At 46.4% G+C, this 19,741-nt stretch carries 17 protein-coding genes; 7 read left to right on the forward strand and 10 right to left on the reverse strand.

What is annotated here, in order from left to right; translation table 11 throughout:
* Positions 1–3 precede the first annotated feature (3 nt).
* The 5 genes from ABQ275_RS04140 to ABQ275_RS04160 all read right to left on the reverse strand — a co-directional run bounded on the left by ABQ275_RS04140 (position 4) and on the right by ABQ275_RS04160 (position 9,349).
* Positions 4–447 (reverse strand): GNAT family N-acetyltransferase, encoded by a 444-nt coding sequence (locus tag ABQ275_RS04140; protein WP_349317008.1) that lies wholly within the window; start codon positions 445–447, stop codon positions 4–6.
* Between the two features lie 41 nt (positions 448–488).
* Positions 489–1,331 (reverse strand): helix-turn-helix domain-containing protein, encoded by an 843-nt coding sequence (locus tag ABQ275_RS04145; protein WP_349317009.1) that lies wholly within the window; start codon positions 1,329–1,331, stop codon positions 489–491.
* 181 nt (positions 1,332–1,512) lie between these two features.
* On the reverse strand, positions 1,513–4,320 hold the full coding sequence (locus ABQ275_RS04150; RefSeq protein WP_349317010.1) for a prolyl oligopeptidase family serine peptidase: 2,808 nt from the start codon (positions 4,318–4,320) through the stop codon (positions 1,513–1,515).
* Between the two features lie 188 nt (positions 4,321–4,508).
* Positions 4,509–6,167, reverse strand: coding sequence for a RagB/SusD family nutrient uptake outer membrane protein (locus tag ABQ275_RS04155; RefSeq protein ID WP_349317011.1), 1,659 nt, complete (start codon positions 6,165–6,167; stop codon positions 4,509–4,511).
* A gap of 11 nt (positions 6,168–6,178) precedes the next feature.
* Positions 6,179–9,349: a TonB-dependent receptor gene (locus ABQ275_RS04160; RefSeq protein ID WP_349317012.1), complete on the reverse strand. Its 3,171-nt coding sequence runs from the start codon at positions 9,347–9,349 to the stop codon at positions 6,179–6,181.
* Between the two features lie 305 nt (positions 9,350–9,654).
* On the opposite strand from ABQ275_RS04160, the gene ABQ275_RS04165 reads away from it, so the two are divergent.
* Positions 9,655–10,404, forward strand: coding sequence for a DeoR/GlpR family DNA-binding transcription regulator (locus tag ABQ275_RS04165; protein ID WP_349317013.1), 750 nt, complete (start codon positions 9,655–9,657; stop codon positions 10,402–10,404).
* Between the two features lie 5 nt (positions 10,405–10,409).
* Here the strand turns inward: ABQ275_RS04165 and ABQ275_RS04170 are convergent, their stop codons facing one another.
* From ABQ275_RS04170 to ABQ275_RS04185, 4 genes are all read right to left on the reverse strand, one after another.
* The gene (locus tag ABQ275_RS04170; RefSeq protein ID WP_349317014.1) at positions 10,410–11,291 is read right to left on the reverse strand and encodes a DMT family transporter; all 882 of its coding nucleotides are present in this window, start codon (positions 11,289–11,291) and stop codon (positions 10,410–10,412) included.
* Positions 11,292–11,476: 185 nt separating this feature from the next.
* Complete coding sequence (locus ABQ275_RS04175; RefSeq protein WP_349317015.1) at positions 11,477–12,199, reverse strand: polyprenol monophosphomannose synthase; 723 nt, start codon at positions 12,197–12,199, stop codon at positions 11,477–11,479.
* A gap of 72 nt (positions 12,200–12,271) precedes the next feature.
* Positions 12,272–13,045 (reverse strand): 3'-5' exonuclease, encoded by a 774-nt coding sequence (locus ABQ275_RS04180; protein WP_349317016.1) that lies wholly within the window; start codon positions 13,043–13,045, stop codon positions 12,272–12,274.
* A 93-nt stretch (positions 13,046–13,138) separates the two neighbouring features.
* On the reverse strand, positions 13,139–14,497 hold the full coding sequence (locus ABQ275_RS04185) for a Mur ligase family protein (RefSeq protein WP_349317017.1): 1,359 nt from the start codon (positions 14,495–14,497) through the stop codon (positions 13,139–13,141).
* Between the two features lie 400 nt (positions 14,498–14,897).
* On the opposite strand from ABQ275_RS04185, the gene ytxJ reads away from it, so the two are divergent.
* The 5 genes from ytxJ to zwf are packed head-to-tail and all read left to right on the forward strand — an operon-like array spanning position 14,898 to position 18,799.
* Complete coding sequence (gene ytxJ / locus ABQ275_RS04190) at positions 14,898–15,230, forward strand: bacillithiol system redox-active protein YtxJ (RefSeq protein WP_349317018.1); 333 nt, start codon at positions 14,898–14,900, stop codon at positions 15,228–15,230.
* A gap of 35 nt (positions 15,231–15,265) precedes the next feature.
* On the forward strand, positions 15,266–15,847 hold the full coding sequence (locus ABQ275_RS04195) for a UbiX family flavin prenyltransferase (RefSeq protein ID WP_349317019.1): 582 nt from the start codon (positions 15,266–15,268) through the stop codon (positions 15,845–15,847).
* 36 nt (positions 15,848–15,883) lie between these two features.
* Entirely contained in the window at positions 15,884–16,300 is a 417-nt protein-coding gene (aroQ, locus tag ABQ275_RS04200) for a type II 3-dehydroquinate dehydratase (RefSeq protein WP_349317020.1), read from the forward strand.
* 54 nt (positions 16,301–16,354) lie between these two features.
* Positions 16,355–17,251, forward strand: coding sequence for a LysR family transcriptional regulator (locus ABQ275_RS04205; RefSeq protein ID WP_349317021.1), 897 nt, complete (start codon positions 16,355–16,357; stop codon positions 17,249–17,251).
* Positions 17,252–17,293: 42 nt separating this feature from the next.
* Entirely contained in the window at positions 17,294–18,799 is a 1,506-nt protein-coding gene (gene zwf / locus ABQ275_RS04210; RefSeq protein WP_349317022.1) for a glucose-6-phosphate dehydrogenase, read from the forward strand.
* Between the two features lie 13 nt (positions 18,800–18,812).
* Here the strand turns inward: zwf and ABQ275_RS04215 are convergent, their stop codons facing one another.
* Positions 18,813–19,151, reverse strand: coding sequence for a helix-turn-helix domain-containing protein (locus ABQ275_RS04215; RefSeq protein ID WP_349317023.1), 339 nt, complete (start codon positions 19,149–19,151; stop codon positions 18,813–18,815).
* A gap of 128 nt (positions 19,152–19,279) precedes the next feature.
* On the opposite strand from ABQ275_RS04215, the gene ABQ275_RS04220 reads away from it, so the two are divergent.
* A complete protein-coding gene (locus tag ABQ275_RS04220; RefSeq protein WP_349317024.1) occupies positions 19,280–19,738 on the forward strand; it encodes a hypothetical protein in 459 nt (152 codons plus the stop codon).
* The last annotated feature ends 3 nt before the right edge of the window (positions 19,739–19,741 follow it).

The raw sequence follows: 19,741 nt of genomic DNA on the forward strand, positions 1-19,741 counted from the left end.
TATTTACGTATATGGGTTGGCGTTAGCAATGTGCATAAATCTTTCCGGATTCGGGATTTCAGTAAAACCAAATTTCCGGTAAAGTTTATGTGCATCGGCAGTACCCAACAGCCACTTTCTCAGCCCCTGGAGATCAGGATGTGAGAGGATGGTTTCCAGCAGGAATTTTGATAAGCCCTTTCCTCTGTGACTGTTGATAACAAACACGTCCGCCAGGTAGGCGAAAACGGCGCAATCAGTTATTACCCGCGCAAACCCCACCTGTTGATCCTGGTGATAAATACCAAAACACATAGATCCCTCCACCGATTTTTCTACTACGCTGCGGGGGATTTTTTGTGCCCAATAGGATTCATTGGCCAGAAAGTCATGAATGACGCTGATATCAAGTTTTGATTTATCTGTAGAGATGTAATAATCTTCTTTCTTTGCTATCATTATTGCCATGGCATAGTAACATTGAGGTTACTAAAATACGGCAAAATTTATTAACTGGCTACTGCTACCTGTTGCAGGCCGGGTACCGGCATATGTGCAATGGTGGCGGCGCCGGAACGGGCAAAGTAAGAAGGTGTTTCTCCATTGAATTCCAGGTAATCTTTTATAAACATAGCCTGACTATAATAGGCTGTTTTTGCGAGATTGGCCTGCCACTGCGATAAATTCAGCTGTTGCAGCGAGCGCAGGGCCGTTTTATAACGTACCATACGTGCATACAACTGTGGAGGCAGTCCTGTTACGGAGGTGAAAATACGTTCCATCGTGGGCCTGGATAGCTGGAAAGCGTGCGACAATTCCTCGGGGCTTACATTCCCATGGTTGGCCAGCAGGTAATCTACCATTTCATTCACCTGTTTCAGTGGATGATGGTGCTGCACCATGGCTTGTTGATAAGTGTTGTTGAGTATTGAAATGATATCAGCAGGTTGCTGAATTTGTTCCAGTTGTTGTGATAACTGCATCCAGAGCGGGTTTTCATTTGCTGCCAGGTTGCGGTAGTAATTGGTAAAGGACTGCATATTCATGCCGAGAAAGCGATAGCAACCATATGCATTTAATTGTACGATCACCATTTTAACGGGTCCCTTCACCTGCAAATGACAGGCACAGGTAAAATGCCCGATCACTGCATTCTGCGGCAAGGTAAAGCCTGCATGATTTACCGGTTTCACGGCGGCTTCTCCCTGTTGGATAAATACCATGTACTGATCGCCTAAAGCAAAAAGATGTTGCGGTAGCTGAATCAGGCCGCTGGAATTATCTTCCCAATAATAATATTGCTTTACGAATGGACGTAATGCATCCTCAGGGTGGTAGATGTAGAAATTCATAGGTACAAAATGTTGTGTTTCAAAGGATATCGCTATCGCTGCAAAATCACACCAATACGCTAAAGTGGCGATGTTACTGTAAATATATGGTTTTAAATTTATATTAAAAAAGAATATTTTGGCGAATGTCTGCACGATGATGTTTGTTCATCACAAAAAACCATTGTGCAAACAATTTGTATTATTCTGTTTTCCAGCCCCAGTTAATCCCTTTCTCGGTGGCGGGAACACCGGTCTCCATCCATTGAGGAGCAGGTGCGCCTTTGAGGTAATGATCAAAGAACTGCTGTTCCCTGCGCTGGATATCCTTGCGGTTCTGCCGTTGTACCAGGTTATGCGCTTCGTTGTTGTAATTCAGCAACCATACGGGCTTGCCTAAACGACGTAAGCCGGTAAACATTTCAATGCCCTGGTACCAGGGAACTGCACCATCTGCATCATTGGCCATAATAGCTACCGGCGTATTTACACGCGGGAGGTTAAAGAGCGGAGAGTTTTCAATATACAGTTCCGGTTTCTCCCACAGCGTGGCGCCGATACGGCTTTGTGAATGCTCATACTGGAACTGTCTGTTCATCCCGCTTTCCCAACGGATACCGCCGTAAGCACTGGTCATATTGGCCACAGGCGCCCCGGCCCACGCAGCTTTGAAGATGTTGGTCTGTGTAATAAGATAAGCTACCTGGTAGCCGCCCCAGCTCTGACCCTGGATACCCATATTCTTACCATCTACCCAGGGTTGTTTTGCCAGGTGTTCTGCTGCACTCACGACATAATCGTAGGCACTCTTACCCGGATAACCATTTTCATAACTGATATCGGGTGCCAGCACCAGGTATCCGCGGCTTACAAAGAAAGAGATGTTAAGCCTGGAAGGCGTGGGCGCCGGCGGCTGATAATTATAAAGACCATCCGTTAATTTTTCATAGAAATAAAAGATGACCGGATATTGTTTGGTGGAGTCGAAGTTTTCCGGCTTATAGAGGATTCCCTCCGCCGGCTTTCCACTAAAAGAAGTCCATTTATAAAGTGAAGCGGTTCCCCAATTGTAACCCTGTTGCTGCGGATTGGTACTGCTGATCTTCACTGCCTGATCGATCTGTGCGCCGGTATAAACATCCGGCGACAGCTCATAGCTGGCCTTGGTAAAAGTATATGCGGATGCATCTCTGGCTTTTAGCAGGTCCGTGTAACTGTTGGGTCCCAGTACATTTTGCCTGGGCAATACCGCCTTTCCTTTTTTACCTGCCAGCCGCATGGTGTAATAGCCGTTGTATTTTGTGGTGTCCTGGAATGCACTGAGCAGCAGGGTTTCACCGGGGCGGAAGAATTTCTCTTCTGCATCCAGTTTCAGGTGCCGGAAACAGATTTTTTCTTTACGGCCGATGCCACCTGTAATTGCCTGCGGCGCTGATTTTCCGGTAGGGTCTACCTGCCAGATATCATAACGGTCATAGATATACGCAAACCGGTCATTTTCAAGCCATCCGGCGAGGCCATATGCATCGGGTACATCCGGGTGATCATCTTCCTCATCAAATACCGGTGTAGGAATACCTTTGCTGATATTCATCACCGTGCCGGTAGCATTTTCGTAGGTGAACCACTGCCTGTTTACCAGGTCATACCAGCCGATGTATTTACCGGCAGGAGAGATGAAATAAAATCCATCCAGTTTGTCTTTTATTTTCTGACGGGTACCGTCGTTCAGGTTGATGAGATAGGCGGTTTTCAGTGTGCGCCCTACCCATTGCAGCGGTATGCGTTCGCCTTTATCCGTATAGCCGAGGGCGTAGTCGCCATTGCCTTCTGCGGGGACTACTACATTTTCAAGGTCTTTGTCGCCCAATTGCAATACCCGCCCGGATGCAGGGTAGTATACAGCAGCATAACTTCTCTTCAGCTCTTTATCTGCATTTTTTAATTGCATGGGCTGCAGGAAATCATCTTTATAATGCCAGATATCTACTTTAGCTACTTCAAAGTCAACGATGCTGGTATCCTTTACGGGCAATACCGGCGCGGTGCCGAAGAACAAACGTTGCCCGTCTTTACTGAAATAGATCAGGCTGTTGGCGCTGATACTCCAGCCGGAAGGGATACCGCTGCTGGTTTTATCTGCTGCGATGTAGGCGCTGTCCTGTCCCGGTTTAAAGTAGAGGAGTTGGTAATTTTGTTGTGCGGCTTTGGAGCTGTCGCGTATACCAAAGTAAGCTGCCTGCGCTCCTTTTTCATCAAAGGCAAACTGTTTATATCCGCCATAGCCGCGGCTCAGCGTATCCGCTTTACGGGCAGCAGTATGCCATAGCAGTACACCACTGCGGGATAAGGGATCTTTTTTATCGGAAGTGATTTCAATCAGCAAACTGTTGCCAGGTTTACTGAAAGTAAATTCCGTTACATTTTTTACGGAGTCCTGTGCGCCTGTGCCCAGCTGACGGATGACGAGGGTACCGCTTCCTGAGTCGGCAGGTATATTTTTGCCATCGTCTGCCGTATTTTTTTGGGTGCTGTCAGCTACCGGCTTTTCCAGCAGGTAAGCGAGTAAGCCGCTGCCTTTGGCAGGTGTTTTAAATGATTTTACGGCAGGGAATTTCAGTACATCTTTACTATCCAGTGCTACAATGCCCATAGAGTCTTTGGGCATTTCGGCAGTTTTTTTCTTTTTGATTCTCGCTTCCCGGGTATCTTTAAAAAGCGGTTTAATACTGAACACCACATAACGGGAGTCCTGTGTGATCACCGGGCTGCTGCCACGCGGCACTGCCAATGACTGCGATGTTTTACGGTCATAAATCACGAGGCTGCCATCGCCTTCCTGTGGTATAACGGTGTATACCACCCATTGTCCGTTGTTGCTGATCAGTTTTGTACCAATACTCTGCCAGCTATCATACACACTGTGATCCAGCGGTTTTTTTGCCGGTTGTTGCGCATAAGCAAAAGAGGTGGCCCCCAGCAGGGAGAAGGCCAGAAACGTTGTTCTCATAGCCGCAAAATAGACCAAGATTAGCAGGATTAAAAAAGATTTTCCCGATGGGTGTTTTAGATTTATGTAGTAGATATAAAAGAAGATCAATAATTATTCTTTCTCTTATATCTACTACATAAATCTAAAACATAAATCTACTACACCCATCGGGAAAATCCTGTTCATCCTTTAATCCTGGTCCTGGTCTACCATTCCGGATTCTGCGCCAGGTTGCCGCCGGGATAGAGTGAAATCTGTCCGCTGGGTACGGGTTGCAGGTAATTTTTAGGATCTGCAAAAGTACGGTTGTTGGTAGCTGGTGTGTATGGCGTGATATAACCATCTGCATCTCTGATGACAGCTCCGTTATCCGGTACTTTGGCGCCTCTTGAAATATCAGGATTGGTGGTATTCATGTAGCTGCCTTTGGCCCAGCGCATCAGGTCCTGGAAACGGAAACCGTCGAACATAAGCTCTGTTCTTCTTTCCCTTCTGATTTCCCAGATGAGGGAGGGAACGGCTGCATCTTTTTTCGGATCTACGTACACCGCACCATTTACAGCTACCTGTTGTGCGCCCTGGTATTGGAGGGGAGGCAGTTTTGCACGAACGCGGAGCAGGTTGATGGATTTGTCCAGATCACCCTGTGCAAAGGCATACTGACCCATATCATTCAGTTCAGCGGAGGCTTCTGCGTAGTTCAGCAACACTTCTGCCAGCCAGAAGATGGGTGCATCGGTATCGTTGTATGGCGCCAATGCATTGGCTACCGCAGGTTGCAGGAATTTAGCCGGGCGATAACCGGTGCTGCTGGTTCTGCCGCTTACGAGATTGCCGATGTAACAGAGTACGGTATCAATCGTTTCCTGCAGGCGGTAGTCCCTGTTGGTCCGGGTGTTCGCGAGGTTGTCATCACCTTTGTATAAAGGAGACAGACCGATGGGTAATCCGTCTGAGCAGAGATAGGCATCGATGGCGGATTTGTTGGGACCAGACATGGGCGTACTGCTGGTGAGATAACCGATCAGTGAGTGCGTGAGGTATCCGGGCAGGTACTTTTTATACAGCATTACTTCCGTGTTGCCGGCCAGGTCTATTGAATTGTAGGTGGTCTTGTAGTCGGCATTCAGCGCATACGGACCGGCCATCAGTTGCTCACTGGCTTCTTTGGCAGCGAGGAGAAATTTGGCGGCACCCGGTAACTGAAGGGCGGTATGGTATTTCCGCCAGGTACCTTCGTATAGGCATATACGTGACTTGAGGGCCAGAGCTACATAACGGTTGATGGTATTGGCCTGGTCACTGACACGGATGTTGGTGGTTGCAAAGTCGAGATCTGCCAGCACGCTATCCATGACAACGGTGCGCGGGTCGCGTGATTTATAGATGTAGCTGGTATCGCTGATATCCATGGATCTTCCCAGCCAGGGAACATCGCCGTAATCTTTTACGCGGGCGAAGTAGGTGAGGGCGCGGAAGAACCGGGCTACCCCTTTCCAGTGATTTTTGGCTTCATCAGAAATCGGTACCGCATCGATCCTTTCCAGCATGATGTTGGCTTTGCGGACATCTGTAAAACTCCAGGAAGCGGCACTGGCCGGAACGTTTTGGGTGAATTTCTGAAACGAAGGACTGGCCTGATCGTCGGAGAAGGAAGAGAAATAAAAATCACCGAAACCATTACCGTTTCCATAACCGGCAAATGCTTCATAAAAGGGCCAGGTGTAGAGGCGGATGTTATCTTCCGAACGCCAGAAAGTGTTATCATCAAACTGATCGAGCAATCCTTTCTCTACGTATTTTTTGCAGCCGGCATTTGCCAGCAGAAATGCCAATATAACGGGTAAGTATATACGCTTTTTCATGTGTTAATAGTTTAAAGGGTGACCTGTAATCCGAATGACCACGTTTCCTGAAACGGCCAGGTTCTGCCGAATATGCTTCCTTCTCCTGTGGTGATTTCCGGATCCAGCGGCACACCTACGTTGGATATGGTAGCGATGTTCTGGGCGCTACCGTATACGCGTAACCGTTGGATGTGGATCTGTTTTGTCAGGTTATCCGGCAGGGTATATCCCAATGTGATGTTTTTCAGACGCAGATAGGCTAGGTTGAGCAGGTATTTTGATTGTGGGTAGAAGTTGTTGCCTCCAGCCAGCAAACCGGCAATCTTGCCACTGGCATTACCCGGATATGGATTGGGGTAACGGGCATCCGTATTGCTTTCTGTCCAGTAGTCCAGTTGGTGTTCGTACAGGATATCACCGGCGCGGTACATGGGCAGTGTTAAATCACCCAGTCCCCAATAATTTACTTTACCAACACCCTGGAACAATACATCAATATCAAAGTTTTTGAAGGTACTACCCAGGCGGAAATTGTATTGATAACGGGGCGTGGAATTGCCGATTACTTTCAGGTCGCCATGATCATTCAGTGTCACCTTGCCACCGTCAATTACATTATTACCATCAATGTCTTTGTATTTTATATCACCGGGACCAAATACAAAGTTACCGTTGGCCAGTTTCGACTGGTCGGGTAATTTGGTGATGTCTTCGCCTTTGGTGAAATAACGTTCTGTTTCAAAGCCCCATATTTCACCCAGTACTTTGCCTTTATAGTTTTGAGACAGTAACATAGACGGGTTATTCCATTCTGTAAAAACTGTTTTGCTATCCCAGAAAGCGACGGAACCGTATATGGCCCAATCTTTTTTCAGGTTGTAATTGGCGTCTATGGCTATTTCGTAGCCACGGGTACGGAGGGCGCCGTCGTTGATACGGGGTGCATCTGTACCAAAAGTGGCAGCTACTGCTTTATTGGTGAGCATGTTGTCGGTGGTACGGTCATACCAGTCTACGGTAACGCCTATATGATTATTGAACAGGCTGAAATCGGTACCGATATCAAGTGTGCGTACCCTTTCCCAGGTGAGGGATTGGGCTACTGCGCGGGGAGCGTTTACACCGGATGCATAGTTGCCGCCATTCATCCAGTTTACCTGGTTGTTGGTAGACATAGATGGGATGTAGAATTTTCCGCCCATATCCTGGTTGCCGAGCGTGCCATAGGAAGCGCGGACTTTCATATCCGACAGCACTTTTTTAATGGGCTGCATGAATTTCTCTTCCGAGATCCGGTATCCGACAGATGCTGAGGGGAAGAATGACCAGCGGTCTGCTGGCGGGAAAGAAGAGGCGCCATCATACCTGCCGTTCAGTTCCAGCAGCCATTTGTCTTTGTAGTTGTAGTTGATCCTGCCAAAGAAGCCTGCATAGGCATTCGACAGGTGGGAGCCATCAGCCAGGTAGTCGCCACTGGCCAGCGGAATTTCAGCCTTGGAAGGGTCCAGCGGATTCCGGTGGTAAGCGCCGAAGCCAAGGGTATCCACATCTTCAGCGTTGACACCTGCAATGAATTTCAGCTGATGATCCTGCCCCAGTTTTTTATTGTAGGTGGCATACAGGTTAAAGGTATTCACCTTGTAGTTGGCAGATCTGTAACCTACTACATCCTGGGATGCCGTAGCAATGTTGTTGAAAGGCAGGCCGGCAGACCAAAAGTCCCATGCCATTACTTTCCCGCCTACTTCATGCCGTACGAGGTTGTCGCGGCCAATGGTGTAATCTGCACGGATATTCAGGTCCTTGGTTAGTTTCAGCGTAGCACCCAGGCTTGTGCGGGAGTAGTTGTCGGTAACCGTATTGGTATTAGCGTTCGCGAGATATCCGGGTGTATGGTGAAAGTATTTTCCCTGGTAAGTACCGTAAGGAAAATAGGAACCCCATCGCCACATATACTGGAAGTAGGACTGGTATTGATAGGGATAGTCATATTCAAAGTTGCGGTACATCATTTTCACATCCAGGTCCAGCCAGCTGGTGACGCTTGCATTGATGCTACCGGTGATGTTGTATTTTTTTATATCATCCGGGTTCATTTTCATGATACCACCGGAATTGCTGTAACCGCCGGACATATAGTAGGAAATCTTTTCGCTGCCACCCTGTACACTGATGTTATGGATTTGTTGCGGGGTCCATTTTTTCAGCATCAGGTCTTTTACATCCCATACGCGGTAAAAGTAGGCGGGGCCACCATTAGGGTCGATTTCAAAATCTTCTCCGGGCACCATTTCGATGCCTTTACGGTTGTTGGCATATTTCTCTTTCCAGTTTTTGATACCGTCGCGGAGTTTCAGCATCTGCATGCCGAACAATTCTGGGGAGCTGTTACCCGCCCGCACATTGGCTTCGTATAGCCCTGTCAGTTCCTTTTCAGGATCGGCGAAATCGGGGAGGGCAGTGGGTGTACTCCAGGAGAAGTTGTTGGAATACCGTACAGTGGTAGGCATATTGCGTATGCCGGATTTTGTTTTGATCAGTACCACACCAAAGGCAGCGCGGGCGCCATAGATAGAGGTGGAGGCGGCATCTTTCAGCACAGAAATGCTTTCAATATCATCCGGGTTGATAAGGGTAAGATCCGGTGTTTCCACGTTGTCTACCAGGATGAGTGGTCTGCCGCTGCCGTTTACAGAACCGGTACCGCGGATGTTGATCACGGGCGCCTGGGTAAGCCCACCATTTGAATAGGTGATGTTGAGGCCCGGAACGATGCCTTGCAGGGCTTTTGAAGGGTCCGTGACCGGTCTGCTCTGCATGGTTTTAGCCACATCAACGGTGCTCACTGCGCCGGTGAGGTTGGCTTTTTTCTGTGTACCGTAACCTACTACTACAAATTGTTCCAGGGAACGCTCATCTGTTTCCAGCAGAATATGATACACATTGTCTGCCGTGATGGGTACTACCTGTGATTTGTAGCCCACAAAGGTAACGCGTAACGCTGTTGTGCCGGAGGGCACTACCAGGGAAAATTTACCTTTGGTATCGGTTACCACGCCTGATTTACCGACGATGATGGTGGCGCCGATAATCGGTTGCTGGCTGCTTTTGTCTGCCACGGTTCCGGAAATCCCATGTTGGGCCCAGGAGCTGGCATAAAACAGCATAAAGATGAAAGTGAAAAGTAGTCTTTCTCTCATGTTGGGAACGTTTAGAACTGGTTGTAAATGGTTTATTTAGATATTAAACGATTGATTTACAGATTTTTGGTTGGTATTAATAACGATTTAGATTTCTACAGGCTGACGCTTCTTTGTTGTAAACAGGGATAGTGATCTTGCGTTAATATGCGTTTTCGTGCATGAATATATAATATAGTTTCTGTAAATTCAAGCATAATCCATAAAAAAGCGTGTTTTGCCGGATGAAACCTGCTAAAACACGCATTTCCAAATTTGGCTTACTTTTTTATAGATTTGTCCACCAATAAAAATCACTCCCCAGCATGTTAAAAGAAGAACGCCAGGCATTTATCATGCGGCAGATTAATCTGCACAACAAAGTATTATCTACAGACATCAGTACCATGCTGAGTATATCGGAAGACACGGTACGCCGTGATCTGAAAGAAATGGCGGAAGACGGGAGAATACTAAAAGTACATGGCGGCGCTATAGGCCGGTCCTTTCATTATCCGTTCAATGCGGAGAACATGGTATATGCACAGGAAGCGAAACAACAGATCGCTGAGAAAGCCATCCGCCTGCTGAAAAATGATATGGTGATACTTACCGGCGGCGGTACTACTATGATAGAACTGGCGAAACGTATACCGGAAAATCTGCGTGCTACTTTCTTCACTATCAGCCCGCTGGTGGCCCTGCAACTGGTAGAGCATACCAATCTGACTGTGATCAGTATAGGCGGACAGCTCTCCAAAAGTTCGCATGTTCATATAGGCGCGAGCGTTATTAATCAACTGGCAGACATCAAAGTAGATCTTTGCCTGCTGGGGGCAAATGGTTTTTCTGTTCAGAATGGGATGACGGATTCCGATTGGGAAGTAGTACAAGTGAAGAGAGCCATGATAAAGGCGGCAAAGAAACTGGCGATTCTCAGCATCGCGGAAAAACTCAATTCTTCCCAACGCATGAAAGTATGTGACCTTAACCTGATTAATTACCTGATCACCGAATTACCCCCTGCACATCACGTCCTGTCTACCTTTCAACATCTTGACCTGGAATTGTTCTGAATAAATCAGGCTTTTACGGTTTTGTGTTGCCATACCACCCGTGCCATCTGCAGGGCTACAGAAAGGACAATACAAGCTAACCCTGCATAGAAAGCACTATTCAGGTGCTGGTTTTCGTGGAAGAGGATAAAGGCCATCACAATGCTGTATACCGGTTCCAGGTTAAAACAGAGATTGACCGTAAAGGGAGAGATCTTTTTCAATGCACTCATACTCAGCAAATACATACACACAGTACAGGCCCAGGCCAGGATCAGCAGGTAGATCACATCTGCGGAAGTAGGCAGCAATGTAGCCGAAGGGAAAAGATAGAGGTATACAGGCATGAACATCGTTAGCACTACAAAGCCAACAGAGAGTTCATAAAAGGTGATGGTGTAAGTATCAAACCGTTTGATCAGCCGTTTGTTGAACACGGTAAAGAGTGCGGCAAACATTGCGGAGATAATGCCGAGTATGATGCCTGTACGGTACTGTGTATCAAAATGAAAGATGAGCAGGATCCCGAAAAGGGTGAGCATACTCAGTAGCATTTCAGCGGCATCAAACCTGCTCCGGTTGATCAGCGGGTCAAAGATGGCTGTAAAAAGACTGGTGAGTGAGAAACAGATAACCCCGATAGATACATTCGAATATTTGATACTACCGTAAAAGAAGAGCCAGTGGAGGGCTACCACCACACCGGTAGCGCCGATCGGGAGAATATCTTTCCAGGGCAATTTTTTCAGGGTACCCTGAAAACGGAACAATATATATAAGGTAACACTGGTAATAAGTAGCCTGTACCACACCAGGAGTCCTTCATTCAGTGTAATCAGCTTACCAAGAATGCCGGTGAATCCTGCGAGGAATACGGAGAGATGGAGTTGTAAAAATGCCTTTTTCATCGACCAAGATTGACCAAGATTGAACAGATGTGCAGGATTTGCAGGATGGGTGGAGAAGATTAAGAAAAATTAAGATTAAGAAGATTGAGAAGAAGGTAAAGATGAAGATGAGAGTAATAACACTGTCTTTTTTAATCTTCTTAATCTTAATCTTCTCCACCCATCCGGGTAATCCTATAAATCCATTAAGTCCTGGTCGTCATGCTTTGCCACTGTATTTTTAATACCCCAAGAATGCCTTCCTTCACAATGCCTTTACTCATTTTGGAATATCCTTCTCTGCGGTCTTTGAATGTAATGGGGACTTCTGCTATTTTAAAGCCCAGTTTCCAGGCGGTGAATTTCATTTCAATCTGGAAAGCATAGCCTACAAACTGGATCTTATCGAGGTTAATGGATTTCAGTACGGAGTTACGATAGCAAACGAACCCGGCGGTAGGATCTTTCACCGGCATCCAGGTGATCAGTCCTACATAGATGGATGCACCATATGATAATACAGCTCGGTCCCATGGCCAGTTTTCGGTTTTGCCACCTTTAACATAGCGGGAGCCTACGGAAACATCTGCCCCCTCATTTGCACAGGCTTCGTATAGCCGTACGAGGTCTTTAGGGTTGTGCGAAAAGTCCGCATCCATTTCAAAAATGTACTGGTAGTTTTTTGCCAGCGCCCATTTAAATCCATGGATATAAGCCGTGCCGAGGCCCTGTTTGCCTGATCTTTCCTCGAGAAACAGTTCGCCCGGATGTTGCTGTAGCATTGATCTGACAATGTTGCCAGTTCCATCGGGAGACCCATCATCTATGATCAGCACATGAAAATTCTGCTGTAAGGAAAATACAGCGTCAATGATATTTCGGATATTATCCTTTTCATTGTACGTAGGAATAATGACAAGCTTTTCCAATTCAGCAGATGATATTTTTGGACTGCGAAAATAATTCAATTCCGGCGCAAGATAAGATGTTCTAAAAAAAGTTTATATCTTTTTTAACATCATGTTATGGTAGATCTCTGCCAGTTTCTGTTTGGTATTGAGGGGGAAATCTGCTTTCATCATCCAGTCGTAATATTGCGGTTCCGCTTTCAGCACGTCTTTTACAGGACGGCCTTTGTATTTACCGAAATTAAAGACTTCCTGACCGCCCTGCATCACCATCCGGCGGGCAAAGTCCACAAATTCTTCTTCTTTGGTAAAGTCTGCCAGTCCGTCGATATCCGGTTGCAGCTGTTCGTAGCGTCCCAGCTGGGCTTCCAGGATCTCGTAGGTAGCCAGCGCGTCTGCTTCTGCGCTGTGGGCATTTTCCAGCAGTTTATCGCAATAAAACTTGTAAGCGGCGCCAAGGGTACGTTTTTCCATCAGGTGGAAGATCCTTTGCACGTCTACAAACTTACGTTTGGATACATCGAACTCCATACCGGCGCGGAGAAACTCCTCCACCAGCAGCGGAATATCGAAACGGTTGGAATTATACCCGGCCAGGTCACAGTTCTCCATGAACATTTTCAGCTCATTGCCCGCCTGTTTAAAGGTAGGCGCGTCTTTCACATCCTCATCCCTGATACCATGAATTGCGGTAGATCCTGCTGGAATCGGCATTCCGGGGTTGATACGCTTAACTTTGGACTGCGTTGTTTTATCAGGAAATACTTTGATGATAGCAATTTCGATGATACGGTCTGAAGCCACATTTGTGCCTGTGGTTTCGAGATCAATTACGGCCAGAGGCCTTTTGAGGAGCAAAGAAGGCATTATATAATATTTAGGTATTTAGTTATTTTTTGATTTAGGTATTTTATTGTGTTTTGTTGTTTGTGTTTTTTGATGTGCGAATTTAGCTATTTGTTATTTGTCCAGCAGGTTTTTCAGGGAAGGGAAGTCCAATCCGTCATATGTGCCTGAGCTCATGAGTAAAAGATTGGTATTCCGGTAGTCCTGTTCTGCGAGGAAGGCTTCCAGCTTTTCCCGTTCGTGGAAAATGCGGAGGTCGTTCCGGCTAAAGCCCTGTGTAATCAATTCCGGGGCCAGATCGGGCATCCGCTTGATTTCCAGTGCGTGTTTGCTGTAAAAGATGACCGGCACATCTGCTGCGTCCATGGCTCCCGCGTATTGTGCGAGGAAGCCGGCGTTCAAACTGCTGTAAGTATGTAGCTCCAGTACTGCAACCAGTTTTCTGTCGGGAAATTGCTGTTTTGTCGCTTCCATGGTGGCTTTCACCTTGGAGGGGGCATGTGCAAAATCGCGGTAAATGACACTATATTCATTCCTGGCCACCAGCTCCAGCCTTTTTGCTGCGCCTTTAAAGGTAGCAATTGCCGCCAGGAATTCCTCGTTGGAAATGCCAAGTTCATTACATACCAGTTTGGCGGCGTGCAAATTCAGGAGGTTATGGTCGCCGAATACTTCCAGGTCGGTAGCCGCTTCCCCGAAAGATACCCTGGTAATACCGTGATGGATGGTATGGGCAGGGATGGCGTAGGGGATAAGCTTCAGGTGGCCACCGGTAGCCGTCACCAGGTTTACGAGTTCAGGGTCTGCACTGTTGTAGATCAGTACCTGTCCGGATTCCATCTGCCTGATAAATATGGCAAACTGTTCTTTATAGATCTCATAAGTGGGAAATACGTTGATATGATCCCATGCAATACCTGTTAATACCGCAATTTGTGGGTGCAGGAAATGGAATTTGGGCCTTTTTTCGATCGCGGAAGCCGGGTATTCATCCGCTTCACAGATAATGAGGGGTGCATCTGTAATGTTTACAGACTGTGCAAAGCCTTCCAGTTTTGCCCCTACGAGATAGTCGAATGCCCGTTTGTTTTCCTGCAATACATGCATGATCATGGCGGTGGTGGTAGTTTTACCATGACTTCCGCCGATGGCCACCCTTGTTTTGTTTTTACTTTCCTGGTAGATATATTCCGGGAAAGAATAGATCTTCAGTTGCAGTTCCCTGGCGTGGATCAGTTCGGGGTTGTCTTCCCGGGCGTGCATGCCCAGGATTACCGCATCGATGCCGGTATGGATCCGGGCGGCGTCCCATCCGATGGAAGCCGGGAGAATGCCCGCCTGCCGGAGATTGGAGAGGGCCGGCTCAAATATTTCATCGTCACTACCGGTTACTTCGTAGCCCTTATGTTTGAGTGCAATGGCCAGTTGATGCATGACGCTGCCACCAATTGCAATAAAATGTACTTTTGCCATACCAGGAATATTTTGGGATTTTCGGATTTAGGTATTTAGTTATTTAAGGGGAGATTTTTGCGTAGATCTCCCGGATATCTCTCTTAAATAACTAAAAATCTAAATATTTAAATCTAAAAATTAAAATTGTATTGTTGTTTTTTTTAATGTATTCTTTATATTTGCAAAATAACGTTACAAAACACGATTAAAAAAGTAGGGATATCATATTTCCTATGAAATTTCGTTTACTTATTAAATCTCCCAGTATGAAATCGTATGTAAGAATTTTGGGCTACGCCGGTATGGTTTGTATCTTTGCAGCTTTCTTAACGTCCTGCGCAAGCCATCAGAAATTAGGATGCCCGATGAGGGGAATGGGAAAGGCGCCTGTGGCGGATCATAGTAAAATTTGTTAATAATGAACTGGAAAACGTTAACCAGCGAGGATCAATTGCAGGAAATCAATACAGTATCTGCTCATCAACCGGTAGTTATATTCAAGCACAGCACGCGGTGTTCTATCAGCTCGATGGCTAAAGCCAGGTTGGAGCGGGCCACTGCACCGGAGGGGTTAACGTTTTATTATCTTGACCTTATCGCGCATCGTGATATTTCGGGTAAAGTAGCGCATTCCTATAACGTTGAACATGAATCTCCGCAGATATTGCTGATCCACAACGGTGTATGTGTTTATGATGAAAGCCATAACGGCATCCGGATGGAAGAGATTGCGGATCGCCTTAACGGATAATAGGCTAGCTTTGTGCTATCTTATTGTATAGCATCATGAAACATCGTATAGTAGTAGCAGTTACAGGCGCCAGCGGGTCTATCTATGCACGGCAGTTGCTGCAAAAGCTCCATGCTGCATCAGATCAGCTGGATGAAGTAGCCGTGGTGATGACAGAAAATGCCAAAACAGTGTGGCAAACAGAACTTCGCAACGAAGATTATCAACAGCTGCCTTTTCGTTTTTATACCCAACAGGATTTTCACGCACCTTTTGCTTCCGGCTCCGGAAGATTTAATACCATGATCATCTGCCCCTGTTCCATGGGCACGCTGGGGCGCATCGCCACCGGCATTTCCAACGACCTGATTACCCGCGCAGCGGACGTAATACTAAAAGAACGGCGGAAACTGATCTGTGTAGTACGCGACACACCTTATAACCTGTTGCATATCCGCAATATGGAAACCGTGACCCTCGCGGGTGGAATTATTTGTCCGGCTACCCCTTCTTTTTACAGCGTACCGGTCACTATAGAAGAAGTGGCTGCAACGGTGGTAGACCGCATCATTGACCTGGCGGGTATTGAGCAGCAAACTTACCGTTGGGGCAGCGATACAAATAATAAACAGGATTGAGTATCTTCGTTTCATTCATCAATTTATCATTCCATCATGCAGATAGCGATCATCAATGGTCCTAACCTGAACCTGCTGGGTAAGCGGGAACCGGGTATTTACGGCAATGAATCTTTTGAAGATTATTTTCAGGATCTTCAAAAACAGTTTCCTGCTGTTCAGTTTAGTTATTTTCAAAGCAATGTAGAAGGGGAGCTTATCAACCACCTGCACGAGGTAGGTTTTTCTGCTGATGGTATCCTGCTTAACGCCGGCGGCTATACGCATACTTCTGTGGCTATCCGCGATGCCATTGCAGCCATTAAAACACCGGTTATTGAAATTCATATCAGTAACGTATACGCCCGGGAAGAATTCCGGCATACTTCCCTGATCGCCCCCAAATGCGTAGGATCTATCTGTGGCCTGGGCATGAAAGGATACAGGCTGGGAGTGGAATACTTTATACAGTAATCTATTATAATAATTAGGTAAACCATATATTTGTATCATAATTATGATATAAATATGTTGAATCTTGAATGGTTCCGGACCTTTAAGGCTATTTATGAAACCGGCACCCTCACGGGCGCTGCGGAGGCGCTGTTTGTGTCCCAGCCCGGGGTTAGCCTGCACCTGAACTCTCTCGAAACTTATGTGGGGTATAAGTTGTTCGACAGAACATCCCGCAAAATGGTGGCCACTGAAAGAGGCAAAGTACTATATAACTATGTGCAGGAAGCGTTGAATAAACTGGAGTCTGCTGAACAGCATTTTCACCGGAGTGTGGAGAAAGACCGGCCCACTATCAGCATCGGTATGTGCTTCGAAACATTTCAGTTTACACTGGAATCTTATCTCCCTACCTTACCCTTTAATGTGATCATTAAATTTGGCGAGTACCCACAGATGCAGGCAGACCTGGACAACGGTATCCTGGACCTGATCATCACCCCACAAAAAGGTGATTATAAAAATCTCTCCTATAAACCATTTTTTAAAGAACGGATCATACTGGTAGCGGGAAAGGGAACCGTTACCCAACCTTTTCAGAAACTACTGCAACAAAAAGATTTTGCCGCCGCAGAAATATGGTTGAAACAACAAACCTGGTACGGCACCACAGGTGATATGGAACACCTGAGAAGGTTCTGGCACATGAACTTTAACAAACGACCCGATTTTAAACCCAACTATATTGTTCCTAATCTTTGTTCCATTATACGTTGCATCAGCGGAAATAAAGGCGTGGCGGTGATCCCGGACTTTCTCTCTAAAAAGGAAATAGCGGCGGGGAAAATAAAAACGTTGTGGGAAGGAAATAATGTGATAGAAAACACGCTGTATTTTGCGATGCGGAAGAAAACTATTTATGAAGCTGAAATCAGGCAGATACAGGAAATATTTGAGAAGGAGATGACCTGATCCGATGACAGCAGTTCAGAAAAATGGATTATATTCAATAGTATGAAAAACGGAAAAACATATCCTGCGGCCATCACCATCTTCGGAGCAAAGGGCGATCTTACCAGGCGTAAACTCATTCCTGCATTGTATAACCTGTATATCGGCGATCATCTGCCACCGGTATTTTGTATCTATTGTGTTGATTATTTAGCGGCAGATCAGGACGCTTTCAGGAAAGAGCTGCTGGATGGTGTGAATGAATTCAGCCGTAGCGGTAAAGCAGATCCGAAGAAGTGGGCGGCGTTTGCAGCACAGGTGTTTTATCTGCAGGGCGACTTTATGAAAGCATCTACCTACAGTACGCTGAAAGATCAGCTGGAGGCTTTTGAAGCAGCAAGCGGACAACGGGGAACACGCCTGTTTTATTTTGCCATCGCACCGCGGTTTATTGAAATCATTGCCGCCGCAATATACAAACAACAACTCTGTAATAAAGTAGCACTGGATCGTATCGTAATAGAAAAGCCTTTCGGTACCGATCTCGCTACGGCGCAGCAACTGAATCGTTATTTAGGTAAACGGTTTTCAGAAAAGCAACTTTACCGCATCGATCATTACCTGGGTAAAGAAACCGTGCAGAACATCATGGCTTTCCGTTTTGCCAATTATGTATTTGAACCACTGTGGAATAAAAAATATATTGATCATATACAGATCAGCGTAGCAGAACAGGTAGGCGTTGGTAAACGCGGCGGCTACTACGACAGCAGCGGCGCATTGCGCGATATGATCCAGAACCATCTCCTGCAACTGTTATGCATCATTGCGATGGAATGTCCTGGCGCCTATAAAGCAGAAATGATCCGCGATGCCAAAACAAAAGTGTTGAAAAGTGTGCGGCCTTTCGCTTCCGCACAGCTATTTAAAAATGTGATCCGCGGACAATATACTGCCGGTGAAATCAACGATACGGAGATGCCTGCCTACCGCAAAGAAGAACAGGTAGCTGCCAATTCCAATACCGAAACATTTACAGCACTGCGATTGTTTATTGATAATGACCGCTGGCAGGGCGTTCCTTTCTTTTTACGTACCGGTAAATCCATGTTCCGGCAGTCATCCGTGATTGTGATCCAGTTCAAAGATTCGCCACACAAGATCTTCAAAGATGATATTGTGCCCAACCGGCTTATTATCAGCATACAACCGGAACTGGAAATAAGTCTCCTGTTTGAAAGCAAGTTGCCCGGATTGCAGATGAAACTCGTGCCCGTAGAAATGGACTTCACTTACCAGGACGCCTATACGGAAACGCTGCCCGAAGCATACGAAGCATTGTTGCTGGATGTACTTCATGGCGATGCTACGCTCTTTATGCGTGCCGACCAGGTGGAAGCGGCCTGGAAAGTAGTAATGCCTATTCTCAATGCCTGGAAAAAGTATCCGGCGAAACAACTGCATTTATACAAAGCCGGTACCTGGGGTCCTGCCGCTTCCAATGTGTTACTGAAACCTTATGCAAAAGAATGGTTCCGGTTGCCTTCCGGCGATGCTGTGAAAGAATAAATACCGGCTCTCTTTACAGATTTGCAAGTCCCCACTGCATCATCGCCTGTGTAACCGATAACAGCGATCTTCCTTTTTCAGTGAGTGTATATTCCACCCGTGGGGGTATTTCTGCAAAAACTTCCCTGGATATAACGCCATCTGTTTCCAGATCGCGCAATTGTTGTGTCAGTACATGTTTGCTGATCTCGGGCATACTCTTCGATAATTGACCAAACCTGTTGATGCCCTCCCCAACCAGGTATAATATCATTGGTTTCCATTTGCCACCAATAATTTTTAAGGTACCGGCAACGGGACAAACCGCAGGATTATACGTAACGGAAGAGATGGTTTCATTTTTTTTCGTCATATCGTATTGCTTGTACTTTTATAATGAATTAAAGATCAGTAATAGTCAGCTTTAGATGACCTGGTAATTTTAAATTGACTACTTGTCAGATCCGGATTGTGGGGATATCCTTGTGTAAATTTAATGAAATGACACAAGAGAAAAACCTGAAAAAAGTTACCTGGCTGGCGGTTGCCATGTTGTTATTAACCGCGGTGCATCATGCTTATGGCGCCTTCATCTATCATACACCGTGGCGTTTGCATATGGTGATTATTGGTATTCCGGCGGCTGTGATCGTGTTGCTGTTGCACCGGATGTTGGTAAGAAACACCCGTGGGCAGCGTGTTGTACGCTGGATTTATATGCTACTTGTTTTACTGTTGCCGGTATTGGCGATCGGTTTGTATGAAGGGGTATATAATCACTTGCTGAAGGACTGTCTTTATTATGGCGGCATTTCCCCCGCGACCTTTGACAATATGTTTCCCCCGCCGATGTATGAAAAGCCCAATAACTTTTTATTTGAACTGACCGGTGTAACGCAGGCATTTTTGTTCTTCCCATTGGCGGCAGGTCTGGCGCGGTTTCTGAAGGATGTTGGGTAACCA

This window comes from Chitinophaga sp. MM2321 (assembly GCF_964033635.1).
Classification (GTDB): domain Bacteria; phylum Bacteroidota; class Bacteroidia; order Chitinophagales; family Chitinophagaceae; genus Chitinophaga.

Bases quoted from the DNA above. Each gene is read 5' to 3' on its own strand.
- ABQ275_RS04165 (WP_349317013.1), top strand. From the start codon at position 9,655: ATGTTAAAAGAAGAACGCCAGGCATTTATCATGCGGCAGATTAATCTG.
- zwf (WP_349317022.1), top strand. From the start codon at position 17,294: ATGAAAAACGGAAAAACATATCCTGCGGCCATCACCATCTTCGGAGCA.
- aroQ (WP_349317020.1), top strand. From the start codon at position 15,884: ATGCAGATAGCGATCATCAATGGTCCTAACCTGAACCTGCTGGGTAAG.
- ytxJ (WP_349317018.1), top strand. From the start codon at position 14,898: ATGAACTGGAAAACGTTAACCAGCGAGGATCAATTGCAGGAAATCAAT.
- ABQ275_RS04145 (WP_349317009.1), bottom strand. From the start codon at position 1,331: ATGAATTTCTACATCTACCACCCTGAGGATGCATTACGTCCATTCGTA.
- ABQ275_RS04215 (WP_349317023.1), bottom strand. From the start codon at position 19,151: ATGACGAAAAAAAATGAAACCATCTCTTCCGTTACGTATAATCCTGCG.
- ABQ275_RS04180 (WP_349317016.1), bottom strand. From the start codon at position 13,045: ATGCCTTCTTTGCTCCTCAAAAGGCCTCTGGCCGTAATTGATCTCGAA.
- ABQ275_RS04155 (WP_349317011.1), bottom strand. From the start codon at position 6,167: ATGAAAAAGCGTATATACTTACCCGTTATATTGGCATTTCTGCTGGCA.
- ABQ275_RS04185 (WP_349317017.1), bottom strand. From the start codon at position 14,497: ATGGCAAAAGTACATTTTATTGCAATTGGTGGCAGCGTCATGCATCAA.
- ABQ275_RS04195 (WP_349317019.1), top strand. From the start codon at position 15,266: ATGAAACATCGTATAGTAGTAGCAGTTACAGGCGCCAGCGGGTCTATC.
- ABQ275_RS04205 (WP_349317021.1), top strand. From the start codon at position 16,355: ATGTTGAATCTTGAATGGTTCCGGACCTTTAAGGCTATTTATGAAACC.
- ABQ275_RS04160 (WP_349317012.1), bottom strand. From the start codon at position 9,349: ATGAGAGAAAGACTACTTTTCACTTTCATCTTTATGCTGTTTTATGCC.
- ABQ275_RS04140 (WP_349317008.1), bottom strand. From the start codon at position 447: ATGGCAATAATGATAGCAAAGAAAGAAGATTATTACATCTCTACAGAT.
- ABQ275_RS04220 (WP_349317024.1), top strand. From the start codon at position 19,280: ATGACACAAGAGAAAAACCTGAAAAAAGTTACCTGGCTGGCGGTTGCC.
- ABQ275_RS04170 (WP_349317014.1), bottom strand. From the start codon at position 11,291: ATGAAAAAGGCATTTTTACAACTCCATCTCTCCGTATTCCTCGCAGGA.
- ABQ275_RS04150 (WP_349317010.1), bottom strand. From the start codon at position 4,320: ATGAGAACAACGTTTCTGGCCTTCTCCCTGCTGGGGGCCACCTCTTTT.